This is a genomic window from Kribbella speibonae (genome assembly GCF_004331375.1).
In the GTDB taxonomy this organism is placed as follows: Bacteria; Actinomycetota; Actinomycetes; order Propionibacteriales; family Kribbellaceae; genus Kribbella; species Kribbella sindirgiensis.
Genome location: NZ_SJKC01000003.1, coordinates 703213 through 716727, shown reverse-complemented (window position 1 = coordinate 716727; position 13515 = coordinate 703213). Strand labels below are relative to the sequence as shown.

The window sequence follows — 13515 nt, the reverse complement described above, 5'->3', positions numbered from 1 at the left end:
CCGGGTCGATCTATTGACAAATTTTTCTGTCAAGTGGAGATTGAGGGCATGCTGCGGTACGTCGAGGAGCCTGAGAAGGTGCGGTTGGCGTTGTCACCGATTCGGCGGCGGTTGCTCGAGTTGTTGCGGGAGCCGTCGTCGGCGACCCAGCTCGCGGCCGCGCTCGACCTACCGCGGCAGCGGGTGAACTACCACCTGCGCGAGCTGGAGAAGGCCGGCCTGGTCGAGCTCGTCGAGGAGCGGCAGCGGCGCGGGTTCACCGAGCGGATCCTGCGCGCGGCGGCCGATCTGGTCGTCGATCCAGGGGTCATGGGCCGCGCGTTCACCCAGATTGAGGACCAGTACGCCGCCGAGCACCTGGTCGAGGTCGCCGCGGGGACGGTGCGGGACGTGGCGCGGATGCAGACCGCGGCCGACGTGGACGGGAAGCGGCTGCTGACGTTCACGCTCGAGACCGAGGTGCGGTTCGCGGAGCCGGGCGACATCCACCGGTTCACTGACGCGTTGACCGCGGCGATGCAGCAGGTGGTCGACGAGTTCGACAGCCCGGACGGGCGGCCGTACCGGCTGATCGCGGGCGGCCACCCGGCACCCCGCCGTACCGAAGGAGAGTCATGAAGATCGTGGTCACCGTCGCGGCTCCGGTCGAGGCCGTCTGGGACGCCCTGCGCAACAAGGAGAAGATCCGGCACTGGCACGGCTGGGAGTACGAAGGTCCCGAGGGTGGCCTGGAGGAGGAGATCGACCTCATCTACTTCACCGAGACGACCGAGGACGGTACGACGCTGACCCTCGGCCACGGCGACCGCTTCGAGGTCGAGCCGGTCGAGGGCGGCTCCCGGGTCACGCTGACTCGCGCACCGCGCGGCGCCGACCCCGAGTGGGAGGCGTACTACGACGACGTCACCGAGGGCTGGATCACGTTCCTCCACCAGCTCCGCTTCGCCGTCGAACGGCACCCCGGCGAGCCGCGCCGTACCCTGTTCTACTCGGGAACCGGCGCCGTCTCCCCCATCCACGAACTACGGATCCCGGCCGGCGACGCCTTCGACCTCGACCTGATCGGTGAGGCCGTCAAGTGCGAGGTCTGGTACCGCTCCGACCATCAGCTCGGCCTCACGGTAGATGCCTGGGGCAACGGTTTGCTCGTGCTCAGCCACATCCCGCCCGGCGATATCAAACCCGACGGCGCCACGATGGCGATCCTGTCGGTGTACGGCGACACCGACCGGGACGCGCTCGAGGCCCGCTGGCGCGCGTGGTGGACGGAGCGCTACCCGGAGGAGCTCAAACTCGCCGACTAGCCGCGACACAGTGGTGACAGGGCGCAAAGGTGTCAGCACTCTCGGTCTACCGGGCGTGGTTACCGGGAAGTACATTTCTGCCGACGGTGATCTGGTGGGGGTCCTGAGATCACCGAACTCCGGCGAGAGAGGCCTTCCGGATGATCATTCCGAGAAGTCGTCGAGTATCAGCGATCCTTGTGCTCTCCATGACCGGGCTCGGCCTGGTCGCGTCCCCGGCGCACGCCGACGGTCCCGGATCGGGAACGCCGTACGTCGTCACCGTTGGGGACTCCTACATCTCGGGCGAGGCCGGCCGGTGGGCCGGGAGCTCGAACGACTCCGAGGCACCGGCCGACGCGCTCGGTGCGCACGCGTACCACGACAACGCGACGCACACCGCCGAACTGATCCCGAAGTGCCACCGCAGCCTGTCCGCCGAGGCGTACGTCGGCGGCGGCGTCGGCGGACTGAACCTGGCCTGCTCGGGTGCCCGCACCACGACCGGCACCGGCAGCGACTTCAAGCCCGGCCTCGACTTCTACGACGACGGCGCCGGCAAGCAGGGGCAGGCGAAGATGCTGCAGGCCTTCGCCGCGACCCACAACGTCAAGCAAGTGGTCGTGTCGATCGGCGGCAACGACTTCAACTTCGCGTCGGTCGTCACGCAGTGCGTGCAGGACTTCCTGCTCTCGCCGTCGTGGAACCCGGACTACTGCCGCGACGACTCGTCCGTCGTCGCGAACTTCACCAGCAGCAACGTCACGGCGGTCCGTGCCAAGATCGCGGCGGCGTTCCAGAACATCCGTACGGCGATGCGGAACGCCGGGTACGGCGACAGCGCGTGGAATCTCGTCGTACAGACGTATCCGTCACCGATCCCGGCCGCCAGCGGGTTCCGGTACGGGCAGACCGGCTACACCCGGCAGAGCGTCGGCGGATGCGGCTTCTGGAACGCGGACGCCGACTGGGCGAACAGCACCGCGCTCGTCACGATCAACACCACGGTCCGGGCCGCGATCGGCCAGTCGGGTCTGTCCAACGCCCGGCTCCTCGAGCTGCAGTCCGCGTTCAACGGGCGCCGCCTGTGCGAGAAGACCGTCGGCCTGTACGAGGAGGTCGGCCTCAGCTCGTGGACCCAGCCGACCGCCGTCGACAAGACCGAGTGGATCAACCAGATCCGCACCGTGACGACGGTCGGCTCGAACTACTACATCCAGGAATCCCTGCACCCGAACTACTGGGCGCAACTCGCGCTCCGCTCCTGCGTCCGCCAGACCTACACCCAGAACCGCGGCGGCACCTGCACCATCGCCGGCACCGGCCTGCTGAACGGCGAACCGCGCATGACCTTGAACTGAAGGTACGGCGGCTCCCCGTGGCGCCGCCGTACCGTGAGCCGGCCGCCGCACCCTTCGCGGGTGTGGCGGCCGGTTCATTCAGTGGGTGATCAGCTCAGGTTGAGGCCCGTGTCGTCGATGACGAACGAGGTCTGCAGGGAGCTGTCTTCGGTGCCGGTGAAGCTGATCGACACCGTCTGGCCGGCGAACGACGAGAGGTTGAACGACTTGAGCGAGTAACCGCTCGCCTTGTTCAGGTTCGAGTACGTCGCCAGCGTGGTCGGGCCCGCCTTCACCGTCAGCTTGTCGTACTGCGTCGACGAGGTCGTCTCCGCGGAATCGATGTGCAGGTAGAAGGAGAGCGTCGCCGAGCATCCGGCCGGGATCGCGACCGACTGGCTCAGCGTGTCGGTGTGCGTCTGGCCGTAGCCGTCCAACCAGGCCTTCCAGGTGCCGCTGCGCGCGGGCTGGGAGGTGCTGTTGTCGATCACTCCGGCCGACGCCGACCACGGAGCCGCCGTACCGGTCTCGAAGCCGGGGTTGCCGAGCTTCTGGCCGGAGCAGCCACCGGTGCCGCCGATGGTGAAGGTGAACGACGTGCTGCCCGATCCGCCGGCACTCGCGGTCGCCGTCGCGGTGACGTTGAACGTGCCGCTCGCGGTCGGCGTACCGGACACGGTGCCGGTCGACGAGCCGAGAGTGATACCGGCCGGAAGACCGGTCGCCGACCAGGTGTACGGCGCGGTGCCGCCGGTCGCGGTCAGCGTGAACGACGAGATCGCCGTACCGACCGTACCGGTCTTGTTGCCCGGGTTCGTGACCGTGACGCCACCCGACGTGGAGCAGGTCGGGTCCGCCGTCTGCGCCGGCACGCTGACCGCGTCCCAGGCCGCCTTCACGGTGTTGAACTCGGTGCAGCTGCCCGGGTACAGGTTCTTGGCCGCGGTCAGCGTCCAGGTCCGGTACTTCAGGTACGAGCTGCTGCTGGTCTTCATCAGCATCGCGTTGTACATGATCCGGATCGCCTTCTGGATGCCGATTCCGGTCACGGTCGAGCTGTTGCAGGTCGGGCTCGCCGGGCTCGCGTTGCTGCCCTGGGACAGCAGGTAGAACCAGTGGTTACCCGGACCGGCCGCCGCGTGCACCTCGGTGCCCGGGATCGAGCTCGAGTAGCAGTTCGGGTCGCCGAGCGCCGACGGGTTGTACATGTTGCGGATCGGGCCCTGGCCGACCAGGTTCACCTCTTCGCCGACCAGGAAGTCCGGCGGGTCGTACGACGCGCCCTGGTTGCTGTAGTACTCGGTGGCCGCGCCGAACGTGTCGGCGACGAACTCCTGGGTGCCGCTGCCGGAGATCCCGCCCGGCGTGTGGTCGTCGATCCCGTGACCCATCTCGTGGGCCACGACGTCCAGCGAGCCGATCCAGCCGCCGGCGGTGTTCTTGCCGATCTGGACCTGCGTGCCGTCGTAGTACGCGTTCTGGTCGTTCAGGCCGACACGGATCGGCCAGGCGCCGCCGTTACCGTCCATCCCGTTGCGACCGAGCCAGTCGGTCAGCATCTTCTTCTCGGTCTGCGCCGCGAACAGGGCGTCGACGCAGCCGGTCTCCTTGTTGGTCGCCGTACCGTTGCCCCAGTTGTCGTCCGGGCCCGAGAACGTGGTGTTGTTCGCCGAGTCCTGGCAGGACAGGTTGGTGGTGCTGGGGTCCTTCATCGAGTACGTGCTGCCCGACAGCGTGGTGTCCAGGTGCAACGGGTTCGGGCCGCTGTAGACCGCCGTACCGTTGCCGGCCATCACGTGCTCCTTGGTACCGAGCACCTTGCCGCTCTGCGCGTCGACGTACACCGACAGGCTCGACGGCTCGTGACCGTTGCTGCCGCTGACCCGGGACTGCCAGGCGAGCTTCGGGGTGCCGTTCAGGGCGTAGACCGCGAGCGTCGGGGTAGTCGACGAGTCGACCTTCTTCAGCTGCTTGGTCGCCGTCGCCTTCGCGGCCGCGGGGGTCACCTTCGCGGACGTCGACAGCTCGGGTACGGCGGTGGTCTGGGCGACCGAGGTGGACATCACGGCGCCCTTCTCGTCGGTGACCACGACGAAGTCACCACCGACGACCGGGAGACCCTTGTACGAACGCTCGTACGGGACGTACTGCAGACCGGACTGCTCCGAGATCACCGGCTTCGCGGTGAACTTGTCGTCCTTCGACGCGTGCAGGGCACTCGGCCTGCCCGCCACGAGTGACGAGGCGGAGTCGGCGGCGAACGCCTTCGACTGCGCCTGAGAGGGCCGCGGCGGAGGCGCCGCACTCGTCGCCGCACCGGCCGACGACCCGAACCCGGCGAGAGCAGCCGCTGCGAGGCTGGTCACCCCGATGACGACCGCAACTTTGCGGGAACGCTGAAACAAGACCATGGATGTGGTCCCTTCGCGATGTGGTGCTGGGCGGGTTGCGCCTCGCCGGACTGCAGGCGGTGCACCACTCCGCCTGGAACCTCCGGCCTACCCCTCGGCACGGCTGTCCGGAAGACCCCTTTCCATCCAGCCCCGATGGATCGCGCGGACGGACACTATGTCCCACCCCCCACCCGAGCAAGACGCTGTCGTGCCGCTGGCACGACAATGACAACTGACCGCGTTGTCACAACTACTAAGCGCTGACAAACCCTCGCCGTTCCTCGCCTCGAAGGCCACTTTGTGCACGGCGTCCGTACGTCGCTCGCCGAAAAGTACGGATCTGGTGCACAAAGTCGGGGGGCGGCGGGCGGTGCGTGAGGGGGCGGGCGCGGAGGGTTGTGGGTGGGTCTGCTGGTGGTCTGGGGCTGGTGTGAATGGCAGAATCGCGCAGACGGGTTGGCGGCGGCGGGGTGCGAAACCCCCGGCGGCGGGACCGGATCGCGATCAGGACGACGCCGGCTGGGGTGTGAGTGGAAACCGAATTCGTGCTGTCGCTCGGCGAACAGCAGTGGACGCTGCAGGCCGGGACCGACACGATCACCATCGGCCGCGCCTCCAACGCCGACATCCGGCTGCAGGCGGACGACCAGATCTCCCGCATCCACGCCCGCCTGAGCCGCGACGGCGCCACCTGGACCCTCCACGACGAGTCCCGCAACGGCACCGGCCTCAACGGCCGCCGCCTCACCGCCCCCACCGCCCTCACCACCGGCGACCGAATCCACATCGGCCGCTCGGTCCTCACCTTCCACAAACCCACAGACACATCACCCGAGGAGTCCCCCGCGGCATCCCCGGCGCCCCCGCCGGCCCCTGCCGTCCCCGAGGCCGCCACACCACCCCCGGAGCCGCCGTACGCCGAACCACCCCAATCAGCCGAGCACGCGTCCCCAACCCCACCCAACCAACCACCCGCCGACCAGCCCTCCCAGCCAGACCCGACACCTGACCCGAGCCCGTTTGCGCCGGTCGAGGGTGCGGCGAATCCGTTCGTCTCGCCGCCCGCTGACGAACGCGGTGACGCAGCCGGTGCGGATGATGGGTACGCGGCTGAGCCGGGTGGTCGGGAGTACGGGGCTGCGGGCGTTGTTCCTGGGTTCGAGGTGGGGGACGACGGGGGGCGCGACGGTGGGACTTGGGCGGCTTATCCGTCGGCGGACAATCCGGAGCCGGTGCGGTCGCCGTGGGAGATTTCCGCGCAGATCGACCAGTCGGAAGCGAACTGGAACGAATCCGCAGGCTGGCCCGATCCAACCGCTCACGGGCCCGACCAGCGGGCGCGGGGCGAGCAGCGGGTACGTGCTGACGAGTGGGTGGGTGACGAGCAGGCTGCCGGTGGGGTGCGCGCGGTCGGGCGGGAGCGGCGGGCCTCCGGGGGCGGGCGCCGCGGATCGAGCGGGGACCAGCTGGACGATCGGCTGCCCGAGGTAGATCGGGCGTCGGGTGATGACGCTGTGGGGACTGTGCGGTTGTCGCGGGTGCTGGTTGTGGCCGGGGCGATCGTCTTGGTGGGGATCGGCGTGAATCTGGTCGTCACGTTCCTGGCCGACGGGCCCGGCGGTGTGCTCAGGTGGCTGGTGGCGCCTGGGATCGCTCTCGTGGTGGCGATGATGCTCGCGCTGGTTGACGCGGCGCTTCCGAAGTACCACCGACCCGGCCGTCTGGACGTGTCAGTGCTGGTCGCGGTGGCCGTGGTGCTGGTGGGCGTCGGGGTCGGCGGGTTCGCGCTGACCGCGGGCGCGGAGTACGTCGGCGGCTATCTGACCGGCAACGAGACCGGCGAGGATCGCCTGATCAAACCGGTCTCGAAGCCCGGCTCCGGCGTCACGATGACCGTCGAGAACGTCACGTACACGAGCCACTTCACCCGCGTCGAGGTCAAGCTGGTCAACACGTCGAAGGAAGCGATCACGGTCCCGATCGACGGTACGACGTTCACCGCCGCCGACGGCACCGCGCTGAGGGCCGACCCCGGACGCAGCGCCTGGCCGAGCCGGATCGCACCCGGCGGTACCGAACAGGGCACGCTGACGTTCAAGGGTCACCTCCCGGACAGCGCCACCGCGGCGGTGCTCACGTTCAAGTCCGGCTCCACGAGCTTCGCCATCTCCAAGATCGCCCTCAGCAACTAACCACCCCCTCCGCCGACTTACATCGAAAATTGATATAGTCGGCCCAACCGCCACGGCGGAAGGAGGAGGGCGTGGACGTGGATCGGCTGACCACGGTCATCGAGGACTTCAACACGATCTTCATTCGCCTGCCATCGGTACGGCGCCTCAACTTCTCGGCGCTCTCGGTCCTGCACACGCTCCACCGGCGCGGGCCGCTGCGCCTCACCGACCTCCTGGCGACCGAGCAGCTGAAGCAGCCCGCCCTGACCAGCCTGGTCGCGAAGCTCGAGCAGGACGGGCTCGTCCAGCGCCGTCCCGACCCCGCCGACGGCCGCGCCAGCCTGCTGTCACTCACCCGCACCGGCCAGGAGCTCGTCCAGTCCCGGCACACCAACCGGGTCACGAAGCTGACCGCGCTCGTCGAGCAGCTCACCCCCGAAGAGCGCGCGGTGCTCGCGGGCTCGATCGACGTACTCCACCGCCTGACCGCACTCGCCGAGGACACCCCATGATCCCAACGCCCATCGCCGTACCGGATGAGGTCCTCGACGACCTCCGCCGCCGTCTGCGCGCGACGAAGTGGCCGCGCGACGCCGGCAACGACGACGGTTTCTACGGTGTACGCCGGACCCGTCTGCAGCCGCTCGTCGAGTACTGGGCGGACGGTTTCGACTGGCGCGCGGCGGAGCAAGCGATCAACAAGTACGACCACTACCGCGTCGACGTCGGCGACGTACCGGTGCACTTCCTGCGCCGGCCGGGCGTCGGGCCGGCGCCGATCCCGTTGATCCTGAGTCACGGCTGGCCGTGGACGTTCTGGCACTGGTCGAAGGTGATCGACCGGCTCGCCGATCCCGCGGCGTACGGCGGTGATCCGGCGGACGCGTTCGACGTGATCGTCCCGTCGCTGCCCGGGTTCGGGTTCTCGACGCCGACCCGGCCGGACATGAACTTCTGGAAGATCGCCGACGTCTGGCACGAACTCATGACGGGCGTCCTCGGGTTCCCGAAGTACGCCGCGGCCGGCTGTGACGTCGGTGCGCTGGTGACGGGGCAGCTCGGCCACAAGTACGCCGACGAGCTGTACGGGATCCATATCGGGTCGGCGCTGAAACTCGACTTCTTCAACGGCGATCGCGGCTGGGACCTGAGTGGCGGCAAGCCGATACCGGACGGGCTGCCGCCCGAGATCCACGACGGGATCGTCCAATTCGAACGCCGCTTCGCCGCGCATCTCGCGGCACACGTACTGCACCCGACGACGCTCGGCTTCGGACTCGCGGACTCGCCCGCCGGCATGCTGGCGTGGATCATGGAACGCTGGCTGAGCTGGTCGGAGAACGAGCCGTTCAGCGACGACGACCTGCTCACCCACGCGACGATCTACTGGGCGGGCAACGCGATCGACACCTCGATCCGCACGTACGCGAACAACAACCGCTACCCGTGGACGCCGTCCCACGACCGGACGCCGATCATCGAGGCCCCGACCGGCATCACGTTCGTCGGCCACGAGAACCCACCCGGCGTCCACACCCCCGAGGACCGCGTGCAGAACTTCCTCGCCAGCGACCGCGCCGCCTGGTACAACCACACCAACATCACCGCCCACCCGACCGGCGGCCACTTCATCCCGTGGGAGGTCCCCACGGAATGGACCGACGACCTCAGGCGAACGTTCCGCGAGCTCCGGTGAAGTACCGCATCGTGCGCTCGTCCGCGGGCAGGTACGTCTCGACCGCGACTTCTTCGAGGGTGATGTCGAAGGCGGTGCCGAAGGTCGCGATGGTGGTGAGGAAGGTCAGGTCGGTGCCGCGGTGGTGGATGTGGATCGGGAGGGCGATGTCGGCGGGATCCGGTGGCGTGGTGTCGACGGGGCCTTGGGCAACTAGTTCGTCGTACAGCTGGTGGAGTTCGGGGTCGCCGGAGGCGGCGGCCTGACGGGCCAGGCGGGGCAGCAGGTAGCCGCGGACCTGTTCCAGGTTCCGGATCGCCAGGCCGCCGGGGGTCAGGCCGAGGCGCATCAGGTTGATCGGTGCTGTGAGCAACTTCTTGTCGCTGGCGGCGAGGAACGCGGTGAAAGAGTCGTTCGCCAGCAACAGGTTCCAGCGGCGATCGACGGCGACGGCCGGGTACGGCGCGTGCGCCCGGACGAGCTGTTCGAGGGCCGCGCGGACCCGCGTCATGTCCGGGTCGTCAGGCGGGGTCTGCCGATACACGGGCGCGTGGCCGGCCGCGACCAGGAGCCTGTTGCGTTCCCGCAGCGGTACGGCGAGCTGCTCGGCGAGGTGCAACACCATCGCACTGCTCGGCATCGTCCGCCCGGTCTCCACGAAGCTCACGTGCCGCGACGACACGTCCGCCTGGATCGCCAGGTCGAGCTGACTCAACTTCCTCCGCCGCCGCCACTCCCGAAGCAGCTCACCCACCGGCCTGTCGTTCACCCCTCCATTACAAGCCATGTAATCGACAGCACCGCACCTCGGGGCAGATCGTCGTACGCATGACGATCAAGCAGCTCACCCTGCACGCCTTCCAGGAATTCGCCAACGGCAACCTCGAACCGCTCCGCCCGCTCCTGCACGAGAACTTCGTCGAACACAACCCCAACAACCCCTCGGGCCGCGACGCTTTCATCGAGTCCATCGCCCAGGCCCCCGTCGCCGCCGCCGAACTCACCCTCCACCGCGTCATCGCCGACGACACCCACGTCGTAGTCCACTACCTGATGACCACCCCCGGCACGACCCAGTCCGTCGTCGACATCTGGCGCTTCGAAAACCACCAGATCGTCGAACACTGGGACGTCGTACAACAGCTCTGACCCTGCACCGGACCTGTCGACCGGCCCGGACGAGTCACGTGTCGCTCAGCCGATTCAGCGCCGCCCGGATCCGGTCTGCCTCCGCGCTCCCGGTCGTCGGCAGCCGGAGCAGAGGCATCCGGTGTGCCGCGAAGATGCCGTTCTTGAGGGCGTCGCGGGCGAGCTGCTCCGGGTTGTTCTCGTGGTACTCGAATCCGTCGACCTCGACCCCGAGCACCGGCCGGTTGCTGATCCGGTTGTAGACGACGAAATCGACCGACGAGGTGCGGCCCAGGAACCTCGCTTGCGCCTCCGTGAGCTCGGCCTGCCGTGGTACGCCGGTCATCAGGTTCCGCAGCATCACCTGCGCGACCACGGTCAGATGCCGGTAGCGTGGCTCGGCCAGGATCTCGTGCAGCAGCGTCCAGATGATGTCCTCGGACTTCCAGCGCTGCTCGTTCCGCAGCCGCCCGGCGAAGGCCCGCAGCCGTTCGTCGTACTCGCGGTACAGCAGGTCGAAGACCGACACGATGTCGCTGTCGACCACGCCGGCGTCGAGCGCCTGGTAGTCGATGTAGCCGATCAGGTCCCGGATGTTGCGGCTCCTCGGCAGCCGTTCGTAGTTGGTCACCAGAACGAACTTGCGCACCGCCCGCGACACCGCGACGTTGACCAGGTGCGGATCATCGACGAACTTGACCCCGATATGACCGTCTTTCGTCTCGTCGAGGACCGTGCTCATGATCATGACGTCCTTCTGCCGGCCCTGGTACCGGTGCACCGTGTCGGCGTCGATCGGGTCCATGAGCTGGTTGGTGAGCTTGTCCGCCTGCAGTCGGTACGGCGAGGTGATCCCGATCTGTTCCGGCGGCAGGCCGGCGCACTCGCGGACCATCACCTCCTCGAGGATGACGTCGATCTCGCGCTGGTTCGAGAAGCCGCGTCGCATGTGGTTGCCGGCGGTCGTCCGTACGACGAGCATCGACCGCTCCCCCTGGCTGCGGGTGTAAGGGACCAGCCGGCCGTCGTAGAACGCCTTGTTGCAGAAGCCGATGATTGCCGGGTCGCAGCGGTAGTGCTCGCGGAGCAGGGTCCGCGGCACGTCGGCGTACACCCGGCCGATCGAGGCGAGAATGCTCAACCGGTAGTCGCAGGCCTCGTACGGCGCTACGACGCCGGTGGCGCGCTGGTCGAGGATGGGCTCAAGCTGGTTCAGGTCGCCGACCACGACCAGGTTGCGGCAGGAGCCGAGGACTGCACCCGCGGCCAGCAGGTCCACCATCGACGCCTCGTCGATGATCAGGTAGTCGAGCAGGTACCCGGGCGGGAGGTTCCGGCGCAGTGAGTGGCAGGTGCTCAGCACGACCGGATAGTCGGCCGCGAAGTCCCCGAACTTCCTGGTGTAGCTGCTGATCTCGTACGTCGTCCGCTTCCCGGCGTACCGCTCGCCGAGCGCGGCGTGCAGCGCCTGTACCGACAGCTGCCCGTGTTCCTCGACCAGACCGTCGAAGTCCGCCTTGCTCAACTCGGCGTCCATGCGGGCGAGTTGCGCAGTGAGCTCAGCGAGACGCCGGTCGTAGAACGTCCGCTGCAGGCGCAGCACGACATCCGTGTCGCCGGGGTCGAGTCCGCGCAGGGACCCGTACCGCAGGTACTTGCGCACACGGCCGATGAAGCCCACCTGATGTCCGTCTTCCATCGCGGTCTCGGCCAGGTAGTCGAGGACGCGACCGGACGAGCGGCGTAGCAGCGGGAGCCGCTCGAGATGCGCCAGGTCGCCGGGCGCGACATGCTTCTCGAAGTGCTTGAGTTCCAGGGAGTATGCCTCGATCTCCTGGCGGAGCCGAGCCCGTTCGCGGTCTGTCTGTTGGAGCCGGCGCAGGCGGGTGTCGAGTTCGCTCAGCCGTTCGGGCGGCGGCGGAGGCGGGATCTGGTGCTGGAGGTTCGTGACCCGGCTGTTGCGCGGCTCCTGTTCGGCGAAGAACGCCTCCGCCAGCTCCCTGCGTCCGAGCCGCGCGATCACGTGACCGAAGCCGAGGGCCTCGAGTTTCTCCCGCACGTTGTCGACGGCGGCGTTCCCGAACGAGACGACGCCGACAGTCGCCGTACCGGACCTGACGATGTTCGCGATGAGGTTCAGGATGGTCTCGGTCTTGCCGGTCCCGGGCGGCCCTTCGATGACCGACACCGAGTGAGTCAAGGCGTGTTCGACCGCCTGGCGCTGGCTGAGGTTGCAGCGGAACGGGTAGATCACCGGCACCGGCAGCTCGCGCGACTGGATCGGCGCGCCGGTCAGGTACTGCGCCAGCACGCTCTCCGGATGCACGAACGTCAGCGACTTGTACACCTCCCGAATCGGATCCTTGGGTCCGAGACTGCTCACGAGCGCACGCCAGTACTCCATGACGGTCGCGATGCCCGGGTCGGCCGTCGCGTTGGCGACCACGCGAACTCGTCGTACGCGCTTGCTGATCCAGGTTTCGCCCGCGGCCGAGCGATAGAAGATGTGCGCCACGGCGCCACCGGGCGTGTCGAACGTACTGGCCTCGGTGGCGTTCTCCCATACGCTGCCGTCGACCTCGATCAGCGTCCCGTCCCCCGGCACGAAACGCTCCCGGACCCCGAGGATCTGTACCTTGCCGGCCCCGTACGTGTACGGCTTCGACATCCCGTATGTGACGACGACCTGCCCGTTGCCCGTCGGCGACCAGGAGCTGACGTCTCGCGTCCGATCCTCGAAGCTGCCGTTCCTCAAGACCAGCACGGCCTGACTGCGTGGATCGACCACGTCACCCCCAAATCCGGACTCAGCCTAAACAGCCCAGTCACAGAGCGCGACCGGACGAGTGTCCCAGCTTCGCCACCGATCGTGTCGGGCCGGATCCGGGGTGAAGGCGCTGACGCGTGGAACAATGGTGTCCGGAGATGAGGAGGAGACGATGACAGCTGTCCCGCTGCCGCCTGCCCATCTGCTCACCGTCGGCGAGTACGCGACACTCGGCGAGGACGATGCCGGCCGGTCCGAGCTCATGGAGGGCAATCTCGTGATGTCGCCGAGCCCCAGCCCGGACCACAACATGGCCGCGCTGCGGATCGCCCTGCAACTGATGCCTCAACTGCCGCAGGATCTCGAAGTCATCACCGACGTGGACATCGATCTGGAGCTCGTGCCGCCGGACCAGCCAGGCTTCTCACGCCGGCCTGACGTCATCGCCGTACGCCGCTCCGCCCGTCGACGCGTCCGCACCGAGGGCGGGCTGATCCGGGCGTCGGAGGTTCTCGTCGTCGTCGAGATCGTCTCCCCGGGATCACGCCGTACGGACAACGTCGTCAAGCGCGCCGAGTACGCCGACGCCGGAATTCCCCACTACTGGATCGTCGACCTCCAAGAGCCGGTCTCCCTGCTGGCCTGCCACCTGACCGAGAAATTCGGCTACCTCGACGCCGAGGTGGTCGCCGGCATCTTCGCCGGCACCGAGCCGTTCGCCGTACAGCTCGATCTGGAAGACCTTCAGTAGCACC

11 protein-coding genes are annotated in these 13515 nt (G+C 68.1%); 8 read left to right on the top strand and 3 right to left on the bottom strand.

Translation table 11 applies throughout. From position 1 onward, the window contains the following. Nucleotides 1-33: 33 nt before the first annotated feature. The 3 genes from E0H92_RS24705 (at nt 34) to E0H92_RS24695 (ending at nt 2644) form a co-directional block, all read left to right on the top strand. The gene (locus E0H92_RS24705) at nt 34-618 is read left to right on the top strand and encodes a winged helix-turn-helix domain-containing protein (RefSeq protein WP_238173576.1); all 585 of its coding nucleotides are present in this window, start codon (nt 34-36) and stop codon (nt 616-618) included. Then, nucleotides 615-1304, top strand: coding sequence for an SRPBCC family protein (locus E0H92_RS24700; RefSeq protein ID WP_131459961.1), 690 nt, complete (start codon nt 615-617; stop codon nt 1302-1304). The genes E0H92_RS24705 and E0H92_RS24700 overlap by 4 nt, the downstream gene beginning before the upstream one ends. 188 nt (nt 1305-1492) lie before the next feature. Then, nucleotides 1493-2644 carry an SGNH/GDSL hydrolase family protein gene (locus E0H92_RS24695; protein WP_131459962.1) on the top strand — a complete coding sequence of 384 codons (1152 nt, stop codon included), beginning with the start codon at nt 1493-1495 and terminating at the stop codon, nt 2642-2644. Between the two features lie 89 nt (nt 2645-2733). On the opposite strand, the gene E0H92_RS24690 is transcribed toward E0H92_RS24695, so the two are convergent. Beyond that, nucleotides 2734-5034 carry a M4 family metallopeptidase gene (locus E0H92_RS24690; protein WP_131497867.1) on the bottom strand — a complete coding sequence of 767 codons (2301 nt, stop codon included), beginning with the start codon at nt 5032-5034 and terminating at the stop codon, nt 2734-2736. Nucleotides 5035-5546: 512 nt separating this feature from the next. Between E0H92_RS24690 and E0H92_RS24685 the strand changes: the two genes are divergently transcribed. The 3 genes from E0H92_RS24685 (at nt 5547) to E0H92_RS24675 (ending at nt 8886) form a co-directional block, all read left to right on the top strand. After that, on the top strand, nt 5547-7208 hold the full coding sequence (locus tag E0H92_RS24685) for an FHA domain-containing protein (RefSeq protein ID WP_131497866.1): 1662 nt from the start codon (nt 5547-5549) through the stop codon (nt 7206-7208). Between the two features lie 71 nt (nt 7209-7279). Next, the gene (locus tag E0H92_RS24680) at nt 7280-7702 is read left to right on the top strand and encodes a MarR family winged helix-turn-helix transcriptional regulator (RefSeq protein ID WP_131497865.1); all 423 of its coding nucleotides are present in this window, start codon (nt 7280-7282) and stop codon (nt 7700-7702) included. Beyond that, a complete protein-coding gene (locus tag E0H92_RS24675) occupies nt 7699-8886 on the top strand; it encodes an epoxide hydrolase family protein (RefSeq protein ID WP_131497864.1) in 1188 nt (395 codons plus the stop codon). Before E0H92_RS24680 ends, E0H92_RS24675 begins: the two co-directional genes overlap by 4 nt. Here the strand turns inward: E0H92_RS24675 and E0H92_RS24670 are convergent. Further along, complete coding sequence (locus tag E0H92_RS24670) at nt 8858-9634, bottom strand: helix-turn-helix domain-containing protein (RefSeq protein WP_238173575.1); 777 nt, start codon at nt 9632-9634, stop codon at nt 8858-8860. The two genes, E0H92_RS24675 and E0H92_RS24670, sit on opposite strands and share 29 nt — an antisense overlap. Before the next feature lie 59 nt (nt 9635-9693). Between E0H92_RS24670 and E0H92_RS24665 the strand changes: the two genes are divergently transcribed. Continuing rightward, nucleotides 9694-10014, top strand: coding sequence for a nuclear transport factor 2 family protein (locus tag E0H92_RS24665; RefSeq protein WP_131497862.1), 321 nt, complete (start codon nt 9694-9696; stop codon nt 10012-10014). Between the two features lie 34 nt (nt 10015-10048). On the opposite strand, the gene E0H92_RS24660 is transcribed toward E0H92_RS24665, so the two are convergent. Continuing rightward, a complete protein-coding gene (locus E0H92_RS24660; protein ID WP_131497861.1) occupies nt 10049-12757 on the bottom strand; it encodes an AAA domain-containing protein in 2709 nt (902 codons plus the stop codon). Between the two features lie 175 nt (nt 12758-12932). On the opposite strand from E0H92_RS24660, the gene E0H92_RS24655 reads away from it, so the two are divergent. Then, nucleotides 12933-13511 (top strand): Uma2 family endonuclease, encoded by a 579-nt coding sequence (locus E0H92_RS24655; protein WP_131497860.1) that lies wholly within the window; start codon nt 12933-12935, stop codon nt 13509-13511. Nucleotides 13512-13515 lie beyond the last annotated feature (4 nt).

Coding starts and splice junctions, on each gene's coding strand:
- E0H92_RS24695 (WP_131459962.1), top strand. CDS start 1,493: ATGACCGGGCTCGGCCTGGTCGCGTCCCCGGCGCACGCCGACGGTCCC.
- E0H92_RS24675 (WP_131497864.1), top strand. CDS start 7,699: ATGATCCCAACGCCCATCGCCGTACCGGATGAGGTCCTCGACGACCTC.
- E0H92_RS24665 (WP_131497862.1), top strand. CDS start 9,694: ATGACGATCAAGCAGCTCACCCTGCACGCCTTCCAGGAATTCGCCAAC.
- E0H92_RS24655 (WP_131497860.1), top strand. CDS start 12,933: ATGACAGCTGTCCCGCTGCCGCCTGCCCATCTGCTCACCGTCGGCGAG.
- E0H92_RS24700 (WP_131459961.1), top strand. CDS start 615: ATGAAGATCGTGGTCACCGTCGCGGCTCCGGTCGAGGCCGTCTGGGAC.
- E0H92_RS24690 (WP_131497867.1), bottom strand. CDS start 5,034: ATGGTCTTGTTTCAGCGTTCCCGCAAAGTTGCGGTCGTCATCGGGGTG.